Raw genomic sequence first — 16099 nt, 5'->3', positions numbered from 1 at the left:
ACGGCCAGAACGCCACCATCCCGGCGCAGACGGGGCCGAAACGGTTCGTCGAACTCGCGAAGAAACCGAAGGTCGACCTGGGCAAGCCCGGGGCGGACGCGGCCGATCCGCGGCCGACCGACTCGGACCGGGCCGACGCGGCCAGGTCCGACGTTTCCACGGTCAAAGCCGGCAGCCGGGCCGGCTCCGGGATGCGCGAGCGCGAGGAAGCCGGGACGGACGCGGCCGGAATGGCCCAGGCCGACCACTCGGGGCCCGATCCCGGCAAGTGAGGGTGCCCGGCGAGGGCGGCCGGTCAGAGCGGGGTTCAGAGCGGGTTCAGAGCGGGTTCAGAGCGGAGCCGAGCCCGGCCAGCCCTCCGGGTTCGACCCGGTCTCGTAGTCGAAGGGCTCCTCGTGCCGCCACGGCCGCCCGGTCAGCTCCTCCCACGCGTCCTCCGCGACGTAGAGAAGGGCTTCCCCGTCGTACTCGGCGGCCGTGTAGCGGCAGAACTCGGACGGCTCGGCGAGCACGTGGGCGTACGCCTCCCGCCCGGCCGCGACGACACCGCACCGCGCGTACAGGAATCCGTCGGCGGACATCGGCACGGGCACGCCCTGACGATCCGTCACGTCGATGTAAGGCAGCGCCGCGAGATCGGCGCGGTCCAGTCGGTACAGCGCCTCCGCCAGGAGGTCGGCGAACCCGATGATCGCCGACTTCGAGCGGGTGGCGAGCACCTCGGTCAACCGCTCACAGGCGTCGTCGTCCGCACGACCGCCGAGCAGGTCGATGAGCTCCCAGAATTCGTCCCATCCCAACACCCGTAAATCGTCACATGCCGACGGGCGAGCCGCCTGCTACGCCGCGTTTGCATCCATCTCTTCGAGGAACGCCAGCGCCGCCGCCCACGCCCGGTCGGCCGCCTCGGCGTCGAAGTCGGGCAGGTCGGGGTCGGTGAAGACGTGCCCGGCGCCCCGGTAGCGGTAGACCTCGACGTCGGCGCCCGCGGCGACCATGCGCAGGTACCAGGCGTTGAGCCAGTCCTCGGTCTCGAACGGGTCCGGGTCCGCGACGTGCAGCTGTACGGCGGACTCGGTCTCCGCCTCGTCGCGCAGGTCGGACGTGCCGTGGAACATCAGCAGGCCGCCGGCGTGCTCGTCGGCGAGCGCCAGGTTCTGGGCGAGCGAGGCGCCCATCGAGAAGCCGGAGTAGACGACGCCCTTGCCGAGCGGGGCGGCGGCCGCGACCGCGCGGCGCAGCAGCTCTTCGGTGCCGATCTCGTCCTTGATCTCCATGCCTTCCTCGACGGTGTCGACGACGCGGCCGTCATAGAGGTCGGGGGCCTCGACCTCGTGGCCCGCGGCGCGCAGGCGCTCGGCGGCGTCGAGGACGGCCGGGCGCAGTCCGTACGCGGAATGGAACAGGATGATGCGGGCCACAGGGGTCCTCGTCTCTCGGTGCTGCGATGTCGTGCGGGCGAGCGCTGGTTCGTTCGTGCGAGCTCGTACGAGTGCATGCAGGTGTGTGCGGGTGCACGTGGGTGATGTGCGGGCGCAGTCCGCCGGTGTGCGGGTGCGTGTTGCCGACCCCATGATCCCCGCCCGCCCGCCGGATGGGCCACCAGGGCACCACACGACGCCTGTGTGTCAGGGCCGGGGAGTGTCAGGGCCGGGTGCGTCTCCGGAGTCGCGGGGACTTCCCCGCGCCCGGTCCGCCCGATGGTCCGACCGGCGGCCGGGGCTCCACACGTTCAGACGATCCGGCGCAGGTCGATGCGGCGCATGATGCGGTCGACGGCCACCGGGTCCTGGCCCGGCTCCGCGCGGGCGCGCTGCAGTTCCTCTCGTGACGCCTCGGCAAGCTCCTCCTCGACCCGCCGCAGCTGCCTCTTGCGGCGGCCGCTCTCGGCGAGCGCCTTGCGGGCGTCCTCCTCGTACGCGTCCGGCCGCACCCGCGCGATGATCGCCTGCTGGCGGGCGCGCAGCGTCTCGATGACCTCGTCGGGCAGTTCGCCACCCGCCTCCATCTCGCGCAGCCGGGCGAGGGCGGCTTTCGCGCAGCGCACCCGCAGGGCCTCCTCGGCGGCACCCGCCGCGTCCTCCGACTCGCGGACGCCGAGCCGCTTGACCAGCCAGGGCAGCGTCAGCCCCTGGAAGACGAGCGTCACCATCACCACCGCGAACGCGATCACGATCAGGCGGTCGCGCCCCGGGAAGGGGTCGCCCGCGTCGGTGGTACGCGGCAGGGCCAGCACCAGCGCGACGGTGGCCACGCCGCGCATGCCCGCCCACCACAGCACCGCCGTCTCGCGCGGACCGACCGGCGCGAGGTCCTTGACGTCGGGGTCGTCCTCGTCCGCCGCGCGCCGGTTGCGGCGCCGGGCCAGGACGGCGGTGGGGAAGAGCCAGACGCCGCGTACCACGATGACGGTCGCGACCACGGCCGCGGCCTCGGCGAGGACGTCGCCGGTGTCGTCGCCGAGGGCCTGCAGGACCACTCTCAGTTCCAGGCCGATGATGCCGAAGGTCAGCCCGGTGACTATGAGTTCCAGGACCGCCCAGAAGACGCCGCCGGAGACGCGGCCGATCGGCTCGTCGGGCTCGACGTTCTTCGCCCGCATGATGAGCACGTTGACGATGACCGCGAGCACGCCCGAGCCGCCGAGTTCGTCGGAGCCGATGTAGGCGACGAACGGGACGATGAACGAGCCCATCACGCGCAGGCGCTCGTCGTTCAGGTAGCGGAAGCCCCATCGGGCCACCATCGAGACGCCCCAGCCGACCGCGACCGCGACGGCGGCCGACAGGAAGAACTTGCCGACCGCCTCCCCGGCCGAGAACGAGCCGGTGACCGCCGCCGCGACCGCGACCTGGTAGAGCACGATCGCGGTCACGTCGTTGAAGAGGCCCTCGCTCTCCAGGATCGACAGCAGGCGCCGGGGCAGGCGCAGCGTCGACGCGACGGCCGACGCCGCGACCGGGTCGGGCGGGGCGACCAGCGCGCCGAGCGCCAGGGCGGCGGCGATCGGCAGGCCGGGCACGACCTGGTGGGCGACGAACGCGACCGCCGCCGTCGTGACGAAGACCAGCGCCACCGCGAGCAGCAGGATGGCCTTGGCGTTGGCGAGGAACTCGCGCCAGCTCGTCCGCCATCCGGCGGTGTGCAGCAGCGGGGGCAGCAGGAGCGGGAGCAGCATTTCCGGATCGAGCCGCAGTTCCGGCAGGCCCGGCACGACGGCGAGCAGCAGTCCGCCGATGGTGATGACGACCGGGTACGGCATCCGGATCCACGACGCCACCGGGACCGCGACGAGCGTGACCAGGAACAGCAGGAACAGGACGGTCAGCTGGTCCACGGGACTCCCCCACGCGCCGCCGGAACACGGGTGGGGTCACGCTACGCCGGAATTATCCGTTTTTGCGGGAGGCGCCCCGCACCGGCCGCGGCCGCGTCGTCGGCAGCCGACGCCGGAGCGCAAGACGGTCCGGTCGAGGGCGGTCCGGCCAACGGCAATCGGGCCGGCGGTAGTCCGACCGCCGGCGGTCGGCAGGCGGCCGCCGCGGGCCTACTGCCCGTCGGAGACGCGTTCCAGCGCCCGGGCCAGGTCGTCCGGGTACGTGCTGTCGAACTCCACCCAGTCGCCGCTGCCCGGGTGCTCGAAGCCGAGGTGCACCGCGTGCAACCACTGCCGGTCCACGCCGAGGCGCTTGGCGAGGGTGGGGTCGGCGCCGTACATCATGTCGCCCACGCACGGGTGGCGCAGCGACGACATGTGCACGCGGATCTGGTGGGTGCGCCCGGTCTCCAGCTTGATGGACAGCAGGCTCGCGGCGCGGAACGCCTCGACGGTGTCGTAATGCGTGACGCTGGGCTTGCCGCTCGCGACGACTGCCCACTTCCAGTCGTGCTTGGGGTGCCGGTCGATCGGGGCGTCGACCGTGCCGGACAGCGGGTCGAGGTGGCCCTGCACGAGCGCGTGGTAGCGCTTGTCCACGGTGCGGTCGCGGAACTGCTGCTTGAGTAGGGTGTACGCGCGCTCCGACTTGGCCACCACCATCAGCCCGCTGGTCCCGGCGTCGAGGCGGTGCACGACGCCCTGGCGCTCGGCGGCGCCGGAGGTGGAGATGCGGTAGCCGGCGGCGGCAAGGCCGCCGACGACGGTGGTGCCCTGCCAGCCGGGGCTGGGGTGGGCGGCGACGCCGAGGGGCTTGTCGACGACGACGATGTGCTCGTCGTCGTGCACGACGGCCATGCCGGGCACCGGCTCGGCGACGATGCGTACCGGTGCGGGGGCCTCGGGCATCTCGACCTCCAGCCAGGCGCCGCCGGCCACCCGGTCGGACTTGCCCGCCGGCTTGCCGTCGACCAGCACCTTCCCGGCCGCGGCCAGTTCGGCGGCCCGGGTGCGGGAGAACCCGAACATCCGGGCGAGCGCGGCGTCGAGGCGCTCGCCTTCGAGGCCGTCGGGTACGGGCAGCGTGCGGATTTCGGGCGAGCCGGTGGAGGAGGTCACCCGTCGAGTATGCCGGGTGCGGGGATCAGTCCGTCTTCTCGCCCTGGTCACGGCGGGCGTCCCCGCGGGGATCGCCGCTCTCGGCGCCCTCCGAGGGGTCGGCGGGGTCCGCGGGTTCGGCGGGTTCGGCGCGGTCGGCGGCATCCGCCCGCTCGGACTCGTCGGCGTCCTCGGGCTCGTCGCCCTCCCGCGTCCCGTCCGGCTGGAGGCCCAGGAAGGACAGCAGCACGATCAGGCAGCCGCCGACCACGATGGCCGAGTCGGCGAGGTTGAAGACCGCGAAGTGCTTGGGGGCGATGAAGTCGACGACGTGCCCGCGCAGGAACCCGGGCGAGCGCAGCAGCCGGTCGGTCAGGTTGCCGAGCGCGCCGCCGAGCAGCAGGCCGAGCGCGATCCCCCACGGGAGGCTGTAGAGCTTGCGGGCGAGCCGCAGGATCACCACGATGACCGCCGTCGCGATCAGCGTGAAGACGATCGTGTACGCCTGGCCCATGCCGAACGCCGCACCCGGGTTGCGGGTGCCGCGGAACTGGAGCCAGTCGCCGATCACGTCGATCGGCGCCTCGCCCTCCAGCTTCGCCACCACGACGAGCTTGGTGACCAGGTCGAGGGCGTAGGCGAAGGCGGCGACGCCGAGCAGGACGGCGATGCGGGGCCGGCGTACGCGCTGCGACGGCGCGGCGGAGGAGTCCGCCGCGCCGTCGTCGGAATCGGCCGGACGACCGCCCCCCGAGTCGGCGGGGCGGTCGTCGGCGGGCCCGGAGGTCGCTCCCGTGCCGCTGTCCGTGGTGCCGTCCTTCGCGATGTCCTGCCGGGTGCCCGGGCGGGCGCCCCTGTCCGTGTCCTGGGCGGCGAGGGGCGTGCTGCCGTCCCGCCGTTCCGCTCCGGTGCCGATGGCTCGCTCCGCTCCTAGGTCCAGCGCGGAGCAGCCGTCCGGGGCGGCCCGGTCGTTATCGGCGTTCCTCGCGCTCTTTGCAGGTGACACACAGGGTCGCACGCGGGAAGACCTGGAGTCGCGCCTTCCCGATGGGCGATGCGCACGACTCGCAGGCACCGTACGTGCCGTCGGCGAGCCTGCGCAGGGCCCGCTCCGACTGGCTCAGCATGCCACGGGTCTGGTTCGTCAGGGCCATCTCGTGCTCGCGCTCGAAGTTCTTGGTCCCGGCGTCCGCCTGGTCGTCGCCCGCGCCGTCGCCGGAGTCGCGCAGCATGTCGGCGATCTCGTGCTCGGCGTACTGGATCTCGCTGTTGAGCCGGGCGACCTCGTCGATGAGGCCGTCCCGCAGTTCGCGCAGCTCGTCTTCGGTCCACGGGTCCTCGCCCGGACGGACCGGGTACGTGGCCGCCTCGTGAATACCGCCCGGTGGCGGGGCGACAGCCGTGGCCGTCGCGGTACGCACCGGGGCGCCGGTGGTTGCGGCCACCGGGGCGGCCTTGGCCTTGGCCGCCGACGTGGCCGCGCGCGCCGTTGTGGAGCGGGTGCTCCTGGTCGGCCCGCCGGACGCTGCGGCGCTTCCCGCGGTCTTGGTGGACCTGGCCGTCGTTGTGCTGCGGGCCCGTCCTCCGGCCGCCTTGCCGCTTTCCGCCATGGTCACGGCCCCCTCGTTCCGTAGGGTCTTTCCGGACATACTGCACAAAATTCACAAAACAGCTCGGGAAGCTTACGCCCACCCCATGCCCCCGACAACAGGGCGCGCTGCCGGGTCCGGGGGCTTCGGCTGCCCCGGCGACCGGCAACGTAAGTCGGTTGTGCCCAGAACCGGGCGTGACTATCCCTAGTTGTGCGTGTCCGCTTCGTTACCGGATGCCGGTTGGATCGTTAGGCACCCTTGAACGCAGCGCTACCGAGCGGTAACTCCACGGAAACACCGGACCGGGCAGACCGCGGGCCGAAAGCAGGCGTACGCGGGTCAGCCGCGCAGGTCTGCGAGGGCCGCGTCGAGGCCGGCCGGGGGTTCGGCGACCTCGACCACCTTGTCGCGGCTCGTCGCACCGGTCACGAGCACGATCTGACGCCGGCGTACCCCGAGCGCGTCCGCGAGCGCCTTCAACGCGGCCTCGGTGGCCTTGCCCTCGACCGCCCGCGCGTTCACCGCCACCACCAGCGCGTCACCGTGCGTGCCCCCGACAGCGGTACGCGACGCCCCGGGCTTGACGCGGATCGCGATTCGCCGCGGCTCCGGGTCGGGGACGGGGGCGGGACTCATGCCGACCATCATGCCCGCGCGGCCGCACCCTCCGGCGTGCCCCGGGCCGCCCGGACCCGGGAAGCCCGCGAAACCCGGGGGCGGGCGGGTCGCGCGTGGCCGTAGAATTCCGGGAAGCGAGACGGTGTCGATGGGGACGAGTACGTCCGCACGCAGCCTTGAGCGATCCGGGGACGGTGGGAGCCCGGAGGTGTGCGCGGTCCGAAGATCACCCCGGAGCCGCCGGAAGAGCGGTCCCCCGTGGACCGGGTAGAACCGGCGCTCGCTGACCTCGAGAGGGTCGTGCCGCATCACCGGCACGGCCAAGAAGGGTGGTACCGCGGGGCGTTCGCCGCCTCGTCCCTTCGGCCGGCAGCTTTTCACGAGCCCGCGGAAGGAAGGCACGTATGTACCGCCCGGTACCGGCGCAGGTCGATCTGCCCGCCATGGAACACGACGTTCTCGCGTTCTGGCAGGAGCACGACATCTTCGACCGCACCCTGGAGCGCACGGCCGAGGGACCGAACTGGGTCTTCTACGAGGGCCCGCCCACCGCCAACGGCATGCCGGGTGCGCACCACATCGAGGCCCGCGTCTTCAAGGACGTGTTCCCGCGCTTCAAGACCATGAAGGGCCACCACGTCCGGCGCAAGGCCGGGTGGGACTGCCACGGTCTCCCGGTGGAGCTCGCCGTCGAGAAGGAGCTGGGCTTCTCCGGCAAGCAGGACATCGAGGCGTACGGCATCGCGGAGTTCAACGCGAAGTGCCGCGAGTCGGTGCTGCGCCACGTGGACGCGTTCGAGGAACTGACCACCCGCATGGGCTACTGGGTCGACATGTCCCAGGCCTACCGCACGATGGACCCCGAGTACGTCGAGTCGGTGTGGTGGTCGCTCAAGGAGATCTTCGACAAGGGCCTGCTCGTGCAGGACTACCGCGTCGCCCCCTGGTGCCCGCGCTGCGGCACCGGGCTGTCCGACCACGAGCTCGCGCAGGGCTACGAGACGGTCGTCGACCCGTCGGTGTACGTGCGCTTCGCGCTCACCTCCGGCCCGCTGGCCGACCGCGCCGACCTGCTGGTGTGGACCACCACGCCGTGGACGCTGGTCTCCAACACGGCCGCCGTCGTGCACCCCGACGTCACCTACGTCATGGCCGCCAAGGACGGCGAGCGCCCGGTCGTGGTCGCCGAGCCGCTGGTCGAGAAGGCGCTGGGCGAGGGCTGGGCGGCGACCGGCGAGCGGTTCACCGGGCGGGAGTTGGAGCGCTGGGCGTACCGCCGCCCGTTCGACCTGGTCGAGCTGGAGGGCGCCAACTTCGTGGTGCTCGCCGAGTACGTGACCACCGAGGACGGCACCGGCATCGTGCACGCGGCCCCCGCGTTCGGCGCGGAGGACCTCGCCGCGGTGCGGCCGTACGACCTGCCGGTCGTCAACCCGGTGCGCACCGACGGCACCTTCGAGGAGGGCCTGCCGCTGGTCGGCGGCGTCTTCTTCAAGAAGGCCGACGAGGCGCTGGTGGCCGACCTCCAGGCACGCGGGCTGCTGTTCCGGCACATGGAGTACGAGCACACGTACCCGCACTGCTGGCGCTGCCACACCGCGCTCATCTACTACGCGCAGCCGTCCTGGTACATCCGCACCACCGCGGTCAAGGACGCCCTGCTGCGCGAGAACGAGCGCACGAACTGGTACCCGGACACCGTCAAGCACGGCCGCTACGGCGACTGGCTGGACAACAACATCGACTGGGCGCTCTCGCGCAACCGCTACTGGGGCACGCCGCTGCCCATCTGGCGCTGCGCCGAGGGCCACCTGACGTGCGTGGGGTCGCTCGCCGAGCTGTCCGAGCTGACCGGGCGCGACGTGTCGGGCCTGGACCCGCACCGGCCGTACATCGACGAGGTCGTCTTCGGGTGTCCGGCGAAGTCGGGCGACGCGGCGTGCGGTGCCGAGGCGGTGCGCGTGCCGGAGGTGATCGACGCCTGGTACGACTCGGGTGCGATGCCGTTCGCGCAGTGGGGGTACCCGTACCGCAACCGGGAGATCTTCGAGCAGGCCTACCCCGCCCAGTTCATCAGCGAGGCGATCGACCAGACGCGCGGGTGGTTCTACACCCTCATGGCGGTCGGCACGATCGTCTTCGACCGCAACTCGTACGAGAACGTGGTCTGTCTCGGCCACATCCTCGCCGAGGACGGCCGCAAGATGTCCAAGCACCTGGGCAACATCCTGCAGCCGATCCCGCTCATGGACCAGCACGGCGCCGACGCCGTGCGCTGGTTCATGGCCGCCGGTGGATCGCCTTGGGCCGCGCGGCGCGTGGGCCACGGCACGATCCAGGAGGTCGTCCGCAAGACGCTGCTGACGTACTGGAACAGCGTCAGCTTCCAGGCGCTGTACGCCCGGACGAGCGGCTGGACGCCCTCGGCCGACGACCCGGCGCCCGCGGACCGCCCGCTGCTCGACAAGTGGCTGCTCTCCGAGCTGCACCAGCTGGTCGCCGACGTCGACGCGGCCATGGAGGCCTTCGACACCCAGCGCGCCGGCAAGGCGCTGTCGGCCTTCGTCGACGACCTGTCGAACTGGTACGTCCGCCGCTCCCGCCGCCGCTTCTGGAACGGCGACGCCGCCGCGCTCGCGACGCTGCACACCGCGCTGGAGACGGTGACGCGGCTGATGGCGCCGCTCGTGCCGTTCATCACCGAGCGCGTGTGGCAGGACATCGTGCGCCCGGTCGACGCCGCCGCCCCCGAGTCGGTGCACCTGGCCGCCTGGCCGGTGTCGGACAGTGCGCTCGTCGACAAGGAACTGTCGGCGCAGATGCGGTTGGTGCGCCGCCTGGTCGAGCTGGGCCGGGCGACGCGCGCCGACTCCGGCGTCAAGATCCGCCAGCCGCTCGGCCGCGCGCTCATCGGCGCGCAGGGCTGGGACGCGTTGTCCGACGAGCTGCGCGCGCAGATCGCCGAGGAGCTGAACGTCGTCTCGCTGGCGTCCCTCTCCGACGCGGGCGGCGACCTCGTGGAGTTCTCCGCCAAGGGCAATTTCCGGGCGCTGGGCAAGCGGTTCGCGAAGGAGACGCCGAAGGTCGCGGGCGCCGTCGCGGCGGCCGACGCCGCGGAGCTGTCGGCCGCGCTCAAGGCGTCCGGCACCGCGACGGTGCTGCTGGACGGCGCGCCGGTCGAGGTCTCCGCGGACGAGGTGATCATCACCGAGACGCCGCGCGAAGGCTGGGCGGTCGCGAGCGAGGCGGGCGCGACCGTCGCCCTCGACCTGCACCTGACGGACGAGCTGCGCCTCGCGGGCACCGCCCGCGAGGCGATCCGGCTGATCCAGGAGGCCCGCAAGACGTCGGGCTTCGACGTCGCCGACCGCATCGCGGTCTGGTGGAGCGCGGACACGAGCGAGCACACCCGGTCGGCGCTGCTGGCCCACGGCCCGCAGATCGCCGAGGAGGTGCTCGCGCTGCAGTTCGCCGAGGGTGCCCCGGAGGACGAGGAGCTGCCGCTGCACGGGGACGAGAACCTCGGCCTGCGCTTCTGGCTGCGCCGGATCACCTGATCACTCGATCACCTGATCTGTCGTGGTTACTCGATCACCTGATCCGTCGATCGCATGATCGCCTGATCAGGTGATCGCGATCCGGAAACGCGCCATGCGGTGGGGTACGGCCAAGCTCCGTACCCCACCGCATGGTTGCCCCAGAACCCTGGTATTTCGGACCTTTACTCCATTTCTCCGGCGAAGTGCCTATGCTGGCCGGTTATGACCGCTATACCGCCTCAGAGCCGGAGCTCGGCACGCGTGGAGATCGCACGCCTGTGCGACTCCGGGCTAGACGGCGACCGGCTGCTCGCGGAGGTCACCACCCGGCTGCGCGAGGTCGTGCCGTTCGACGGCTGCTTCATCTCCTCGACCGACCCCGACACGCTGATGTGCACGCATCACGCGGTGGCCGACGGCCTTCCCCCCTGGGTGTGCGGCCCGTTCTTCCACAACGAGTTCCTCGACAACGACTTCAACAAGTTCGCCGACCTGGCCCGCATGCCGGCGGGTGTGCGTACGCTCGGCGAGGCCACCGGCGGACACCTCGGCCGCAGCGCCCGCTACATCGACATCAACTCGGGGCTCGGTTTCGGCCACGAGGCGCGCGTCGCCTTCTCGGTCGGCGACCGCACCTGGGCCATCGGCAACTTGCTGCGCGAGAAGGGCAGCAGCGACTTCACCGAGGCGGAGCGGCAGTTCCTCGCCCTGGTCTCGGAGGACGTGGCACGCGGCATGCGGGCCGCGGTGCTCGGCGAGCGCGAGCCCGAGGTCCTGGCTCCCGACAGCCTTCCCGCCGGCCCCGGTGTCGTCGTCTTCGACGCCGAAGGGCGCCTGATCAGCGCGACCGACGAGGCCGCGGCGTGCCTGCGGAGCATCGACCCGCGTACGCCGACCGCCGGTGCCGCGACGCCCTTCGGGTTCCCGCTGCCGCTCGCGGCGTCCATGCTCGTCGCCCGGGCCCGGGCACACGCGGCGGGGCGCGGCGCACCCCCGGCGAGCGTACGGCTGCGCACCCGCAACGGTGCGGGGCTGCGGCTCCAGGCGGCGTGCACCCGGACCCCCGACGGCGCTCCCGGCGGTACGGCGCTGACCATCGCACCGTCCGCGGCCGCGGAGCTCGCGCCGACGGCCGTGGGGACGTACGACCTGTCGCAGAGCGAGCAGGCCGTGACCGCGTACCTGGCACGGGGGTTCGCGCCCGCCGACATAGCGGCCAGGCTCGGCCTCGCCGCGGAGGCGGTCGACCTGGACGTGCGGAGCGTGCTGCACAAGACCGGCTCGGCCAACCGCGGCCAGCTCACCTCGCGCCTCTTCAACGACCACTACTACCCGGCCCACAACGCGGGCTGCCGTCCGCTGGTCGCAGCGTAGGCAGCCCGCGAAGTCACCGGGCCCGGCGGGTCGTTCGCACCGGGCGGCCGGCCACGGGGTGGTGATCGCGAAGTCCTCGTCGAAGGTGTCGAGGCAGTCCGGCGAACCGCTGGAGCGGTTCGACGGTGCCACCGGCGGGCTTGATCTGCCCGGACGCGCACAGATGCTCGACCGTGGCCCGACCGGTCACCAGGCTGTCGAACGCCCCGCGGCCGAGCAGGTGGACGGCGTCCTCCCCGACTGATCCTTTCGGTACTTCTCCACCCGGACGGATAGCGCCGACCACCCGCCCAGGACGGTCGCATCGGGCCGCGACCCGGGCAGCATCCCCCCGGATCTGGCAGGCGCCGCGCCCTGGTGCCGCCCCGCTTTCGGAGACTTGGCCGCGGTTCACTCGAAGGTGTGGGTCAATTTGTTGCTAAACGCGCCGAGGCCCGCCCCTTGCCAAGGGCGGGCCTCGGCGTATCTGCGGATGTCGACCGGGGTCGGGCGGCGAAGCCGTCGTCAGGTCTGACGGTGACTCAGTTGTCGCCGTCCTCGTCGATCAGGAAGCCGCGCATCGGCGTGGCCTGCTGCATCGGCTGCGGCTGCGGTGCCTGCGGGCGGACCGGAGCCATCTGCTGGGTCATCGGCTGGCTCATGGCGGGCGCCATCTGCTGGCCGATCGACGGCGTCATGGCCGGCGTCATCGACGACGGGACCGGCGACGACGACATCGCGGGCGGCAGCGAAGCGGTGGCCGGGGTACGCGGCGGGGCGAGCGAGTCGTCCGCCTGCGACTCCAACTGCCGCAACTGGCTGTCGAGGTACGACTTGAGCCGCGTGCGGTACTCACGCTCGAACGCGCGCAGGTCGTCGACCTTGCGCTCGAGGGTGGCACGCGCGCTCTCCAGCGAGCCCATCGCGACGCGGTGCTTCTCCTGCGCGTCCCGCTCCAGCGCGTCGGCCTTCGAGCGCGCGTCGCGCTCCATGCCCTCGGCGCGGGTGCGTGCCTCACCGACGATCTTGTTCGCCTCGGAACGCGCCTCGGCGATCGCCTGGTCCGCGGTCTGCTGCGCGAGCGCGAGCACGCGGGCCGCGCTGTCGCCGCCCGGGCTCTGCATCTGGCCGCCGCCGAGCTGCGGCGGGCCGCCCATCTGGCCCTGCTGCTGCATCTGGTGCTGCTGCGGCTGGAGCTGCCCGCCCATGTGCTGGCCCTGCATCTGCTGCTGGCCGGGGAACTGCCCGCCCTGCAACTGGTGCTGCTGCGGCTGCCCCTGCATACCGCCCGGGCCCAGCTGCGGCTGTCCCTGCATACCGCCGGGGCCAAGCTGGGGCTGGCCCTGCATCGGGTGCTGCTGGGGACCGCCGTGCATCTGCTGCGGGCCGCCCATCTGCTGCTGCGGGGGCGGCGGAACCGGGGTGGGCCCGGATATGGCAGCCGGAACAGGGGCGTCGGGGCGTTCACGCTCCTTTCGCTGCTGCGCCTGCTGCTGACTCTGCGCGGCAGCGCGCGTCGCGGCTGCGAGTTTGGCCCGCAGGTCTTCGTTCTCGCGAAGCAGGCGGGTCAGTTCCGCCTCGACCTCGTCGAGGAACGCATCGACCTCGTCCTCGTCATAGCCCTCGCGGAGACGGACGGTCGTGAACTGCTTGTTACGCACGTCCTCGGGGGTCAACGGCATTTCTTCACCTCAACGTGATCGTCGGCATCCGGACAGACCGTACCGCTTACAGCCTGCCCACGACGGAGATCAGGATGTAGACGATGATGATCAGTACGAAGAAGGACAGGTCGAGCGCTACGCCCCCGAGGCGCAGGGGAGGAATGAACCTGCGCAGCAGCTTGAGCGGCGGATCCGTGACGGAGTAGGTCGCCTCCAAGATGACGACCATGGCCCCTCGGGGTTCGTAGGACCGTGCGAACTGAAACACGTAGTCCATCACCAAGCGGAAGATCAGCAGGAACAGAAAGCAGTACAGGACGATGGTCAATACCTCGCCCGCGACGCTCATGCCTCTGCCCCCTCATACGCGTTCCCGGGAGACCCGGTTCCTCTCCTCAGTTCTCGCACCCCTCTGACATCAACCAGGGTTTCAGCTCTGGTTGAAGAACCCGCCCTCAGCGATGCGGGCCTTGTCCTCTGCTGTCACGTCGACGTTAGCAGGCGACAGCAGGAAGACTTTCTGGGTCACCCGCTCGATGCTGCCGTGAAGACCGAAGACGAGTCCGGCGGCGAAGTCGACGAGTCGCTTCGCGTCGGTGTCCTCCATCTCGGTCAGGTTCATGATGACCGGTGTGCCTTCACGGAAGTGCTCACCGATCGTACGGGCTTCGTTGTAGGTACGGGGGTGCAGCGTCGTGATGCGGTAGGGCTCACGCTCGCTGACGACTTTGTGTACGGTCACCGGTGCACTGCTCTCGGGGCGGCGGTCGGGGATGGTCGACACGGTTGCCCGGTGCTCGTCGAGGCCGCGCTCGACGTGCAGTGCGGGCACGGGCCGGGGGAGCTCTTCACGGCGTTCGCGGGGCTCGCGGGTTTCGCGAGGTGGTTCGCGGAGTTCCTCCCGCCGCTCCTCGCGGCGCTCCGGACGAGGCTGCTCGGAGCCCCGTTCGGCACGGCCGTCCGGGCCGATGTCGTCCTCATCGTAGTCGTCGTACTCGTAGACATCGTCCTCCACGAGGCCGAGGTAGACCGCCATCTTGCGCATCGCGCCGGCCATAGTCAGGGTCCTCCATGGTGGATCGGCTGTGGGTCACCGTGGGTCGTGCGATCCACTTCATGGCGACGCTACCGGAGCAAGCGTCTGACGCCGAGCACCGCAGTACCGACGCGTACATGTGTCGCTCCGGCCCCGACGGCCTGCTCGAGGTCGTTGCTCATCCCCGCCGAAACCATGGTTGCAGCCGGATGCGCTTCGCGCAGGCGGGTTGACATTTCCGCCAAGGCCTCGAAGGCGCGGGCGGGTTCGGCGCCGAGCGGGGCGACCGCCATGAGCCCGCCGAGCCGCAGGCGGGGTGCCTCGGCGATGGCGTCGGCGAGCGCCGGTACGTCGGCCGCGAGCGCTCCCCCGCGCCCCGCGTCGCCGTCCAGGCTCACCTGGATCAGGCAGGTCAACTCCCGTTCGCGGCGGGCCGCGCCGGCGGCCAGGGCGGCGACCAGGCGGGTCCGGTCGACCGAGTGCACGACGTCGGCGTACGCGGCCACCGATCGCGCCTTGTTGGTCTGGAGCTGGCCGATGTAGTGCCAGGTCAGATCAAGGTCCTTGCAGGCGTCGGCCTTTGGCGCGGCCTCCTGGTCGCGGTTCTCCCCCACATCGCGCACCCCGAGGCCGGCGAGCAGCCGTACGTCCGAGGCGGGGTAGGTCTTGGTCACCACGATCAGGTCCACCGCGTCGCGCGCGCGGCCCGCCGCGTCGCATGCCGCGTCGATGCGCGCCCGCACCTCGCCGAGGTTGCCCGCGAGTTCCTCGCGGCGGGCGACAAGTGCCGCGGGACCGGGGCTGTCTGTGGATTCCGAACTCATGTGCCCATCGTCCCCGAAGGTCGTCAAGCCGTCGGTGCCGGGGTTGTGGCCAGCCACACGTATCCGGCGATGCGCCCGGTCTTGCCGTCGCGGCGGTAGGAGAAGTGGTCGGCGGACTCACGCGTACACATGTGCGATTTCTCACCGACGGGCACGCCCGCGTCCGCGAGTTGCGACCAGACGCCGGCCACGATGTCGAGGGCCGAAGTGCCTTGCCTCGTCCGCGAACGAGACGCCGGCACCCGGGCCGCCACCTCGTCGCACATCGCGTCGGGGACTTCGTAGCAGGGGCCGCAGACCGCGGGGCCGGTCTTGGCGACGATGCGTTCCGGGCGGGCGCCGAGTGCCGCCATCGCCTCGATGGTGGCGGGAATCACCCCGGCGTACAGGCCCGGACGGCCCGCGTGGGCGGCGGCGACGACACCGGCGACCGGATCGGCGAGGAGTGCGGGCGTGCAGTCGGCCACCAGAACGGCCAGTGCGAGCCCGGGGGTTCGGGTGACCACGGCGTCCGCCTCGGGGGCCGCGCCGGGCCAGGGGCCGTCGACGGTGGCCACGTCGCGGCCGTGCACCTGGTTCATCCAGACGACCCGCCCGGCGTCGAACCCCAGCGCCTCCGCGACGCGGGCGCGATTGCCGTGCACGGTCCGGGAGTCGTCGCCGACGTGGCCGCCGAGGTTGAGGCTGTCGTACGGCGCCGCACCGGCCCCGCCGTGCCGGTCGGTGAACGCGAAGCCGACGCCGTGTTCCACGGTCCGCAAGGTGAACAAGGCGACTCCCACGGGACGAAGGGGGCACGGCACGGAAACGGCGACGATGTAGGACGGATGCGGGACGGATGCGGGACCGGTACGGGACGGATTCGCCCGACGCGGCCGCGGCCACCGCACCGGATTCCGGCGGCCGGACGGCGCAACGGGCCCCTACCCCGGGTCGCGGCGTACCTCGGCGCGGGCACGATGTCCCTGTACCGCCACGTCGGCGGGCGCGACGAACTCG

Annotated in this window: 14 protein-coding genes and 1 pseudogene; 3 read left to right on the top strand and 12 right to left on the bottom strand. The window is 71.8% G+C overall.

The window, feature by feature from the left end; all coding sequences use genetic code 11:
* Positions 1–329: 329 nt before the first annotated feature.
* From AB0C36_RS13200 to AB0C36_RS13170, 7 genes and pseudogenes are all read right to left on the bottom strand, one after another.
* Positions 330–803, bottom strand: coding sequence for a DUF4240 domain-containing protein (locus AB0C36_RS13200; RefSeq protein ID WP_358353122.1), 474 nt, complete (start codon positions 801–803; stop codon positions 330–332).
* A 36-nt stretch (positions 804–839) separates the two neighbouring features.
* A complete protein-coding gene (locus AB0C36_RS13195; protein ID WP_358353121.1) occupies positions 840–1421 on the bottom strand; it encodes a dienelactone hydrolase family protein in 582 nt (193 codons plus the stop codon).
* Positions 1422–1732: 311 nt separating this feature from the next.
* A complete protein-coding gene (locus AB0C36_RS13190; protein WP_358353120.1) occupies positions 1733–3337 on the bottom strand; it encodes a Na+/H+ antiporter in 1605 nt (534 codons plus the stop codon).
* A 210-nt stretch (positions 3338–3547) separates the two neighbouring features.
* Complete coding sequence (locus AB0C36_RS13185; RefSeq protein WP_358353118.1) at positions 3548–4495, bottom strand: RluA family pseudouridine synthase; 948 nt, start codon at positions 4493–4495, stop codon at positions 3548–3550.
* Positions 4496–4673: 178 nt separating this feature from the next.
* Positions 4674–5300: pseudogene (lspA, locus tag AB0C36_RS13180) on the bottom strand (signal peptidase II); the annotation flags it as partial.
* A gap of 145 nt (positions 5301–5445) precedes the next feature.
* Positions 5446–6084, bottom strand: a complete 639-nt coding sequence (locus AB0C36_RS13175) for a TraR/DksA family transcriptional regulator (protein ID WP_358353226.1) — start codon at positions 6082–6084, stop codon at positions 5446–5448.
* Positions 6085–6405: 321 nt separating this feature from the next.
* Entirely contained in the window at positions 6406–6702 is a 297-nt protein-coding gene (locus tag AB0C36_RS13170; protein WP_358353117.1) for a DUF167 domain-containing protein, read from the bottom strand.
* Positions 6703–7088: 386 nt separating this feature from the next.
* On the opposite strand from AB0C36_RS13170, the gene ileS reads away from it, so the two are divergent.
* The 3 genes from ileS to AB0C36_RS13155 all read left to right on the top strand — a co-directional run bounded on the left by ileS (position 7089) and on the right by AB0C36_RS13155 (position 11841).
* Positions 7089–10241: an isoleucine--tRNA ligase gene (gene ileS / locus AB0C36_RS13165; RefSeq protein ID WP_358353115.1), complete on the top strand. Its 3153-nt coding sequence runs from the start codon at positions 7089–7091 to the stop codon at positions 10239–10241.
* A 243-nt stretch (positions 10242–10484) separates the two neighbouring features.
* Positions 10485–11597 carry a helix-turn-helix transcriptional regulator gene (locus AB0C36_RS13160; RefSeq protein ID WP_358353114.1) on the top strand — a complete coding sequence of 371 codons (1113 nt, stop codon included), beginning with the start codon at positions 10485–10487 and terminating at the stop codon, positions 11595–11597.
* Between the two features lie 61 nt (positions 11598–11658).
* On the top strand, positions 11659–11841 hold the full coding sequence (locus tag AB0C36_RS13155) for a hypothetical protein (RefSeq protein WP_358353113.1): 183 nt from the start codon (positions 11659–11661) through the stop codon (positions 11839–11841).
* A 277-nt stretch (positions 11842–12118) separates the two neighbouring features.
* Here AB0C36_RS13155 and AB0C36_RS13150 read toward each other — a convergent pair whose 3' ends face one another.
* The 5 genes from AB0C36_RS13150 to pgeF all read right to left on the bottom strand — a co-directional run bounded on the left by AB0C36_RS13150 (position 12119) and on the right by pgeF (position 15852).
* Entirely contained in the window at positions 12119–13258 is a 1140-nt protein-coding gene (locus tag AB0C36_RS13150; RefSeq protein WP_358353111.1) for a DivIVA domain-containing protein, read from the bottom strand.
* Between the two features lie 46 nt (positions 13259–13304).
* Positions 13305–13589, bottom strand: a complete 285-nt coding sequence (locus tag AB0C36_RS13145) for a YggT family protein (protein WP_358353109.1) — start codon at positions 13587–13589, stop codon at positions 13305–13307.
* Between the two features lie 81 nt (positions 13590–13670).
* On the bottom strand, positions 13671–14297 hold the full coding sequence (locus AB0C36_RS13140; protein WP_358353108.1) for a cell division protein SepF: 627 nt from the start codon (positions 14295–14297) through the stop codon (positions 13671–13673).
* 68 nt (positions 14298–14365) lie between these two features.
* Entirely contained in the window at positions 14366–15100 is a 735-nt protein-coding gene (locus tag AB0C36_RS13135) for a YggS family pyridoxal phosphate-dependent enzyme (protein ID WP_358353107.1), read from the bottom strand.
* Between the two features lie 23 nt (positions 15101–15123).
* Positions 15124–15852: a peptidoglycan editing factor PgeF gene (pgeF, locus tag AB0C36_RS13130; RefSeq protein ID WP_358353105.1), complete on the bottom strand. Its 729-nt coding sequence runs from the start codon at positions 15850–15852 to the stop codon at positions 15124–15126.
* Between the last annotated feature and the right edge of the window lie 247 nt (positions 15853–16099).

It is taken from the genome of Streptodolium elevatio, assembly GCF_040649515.1.
GTDB classification, from domain to species: Bacteria; Actinomycetota; Actinomycetes; order Streptomycetales; family Streptomycetaceae; genus Yinghuangia; species Yinghuangia elevatio.
Note: the sequence above shows the minus strand (reverse complement) of the source record. Positions and strands in the feature narration are given on the sequence as shown.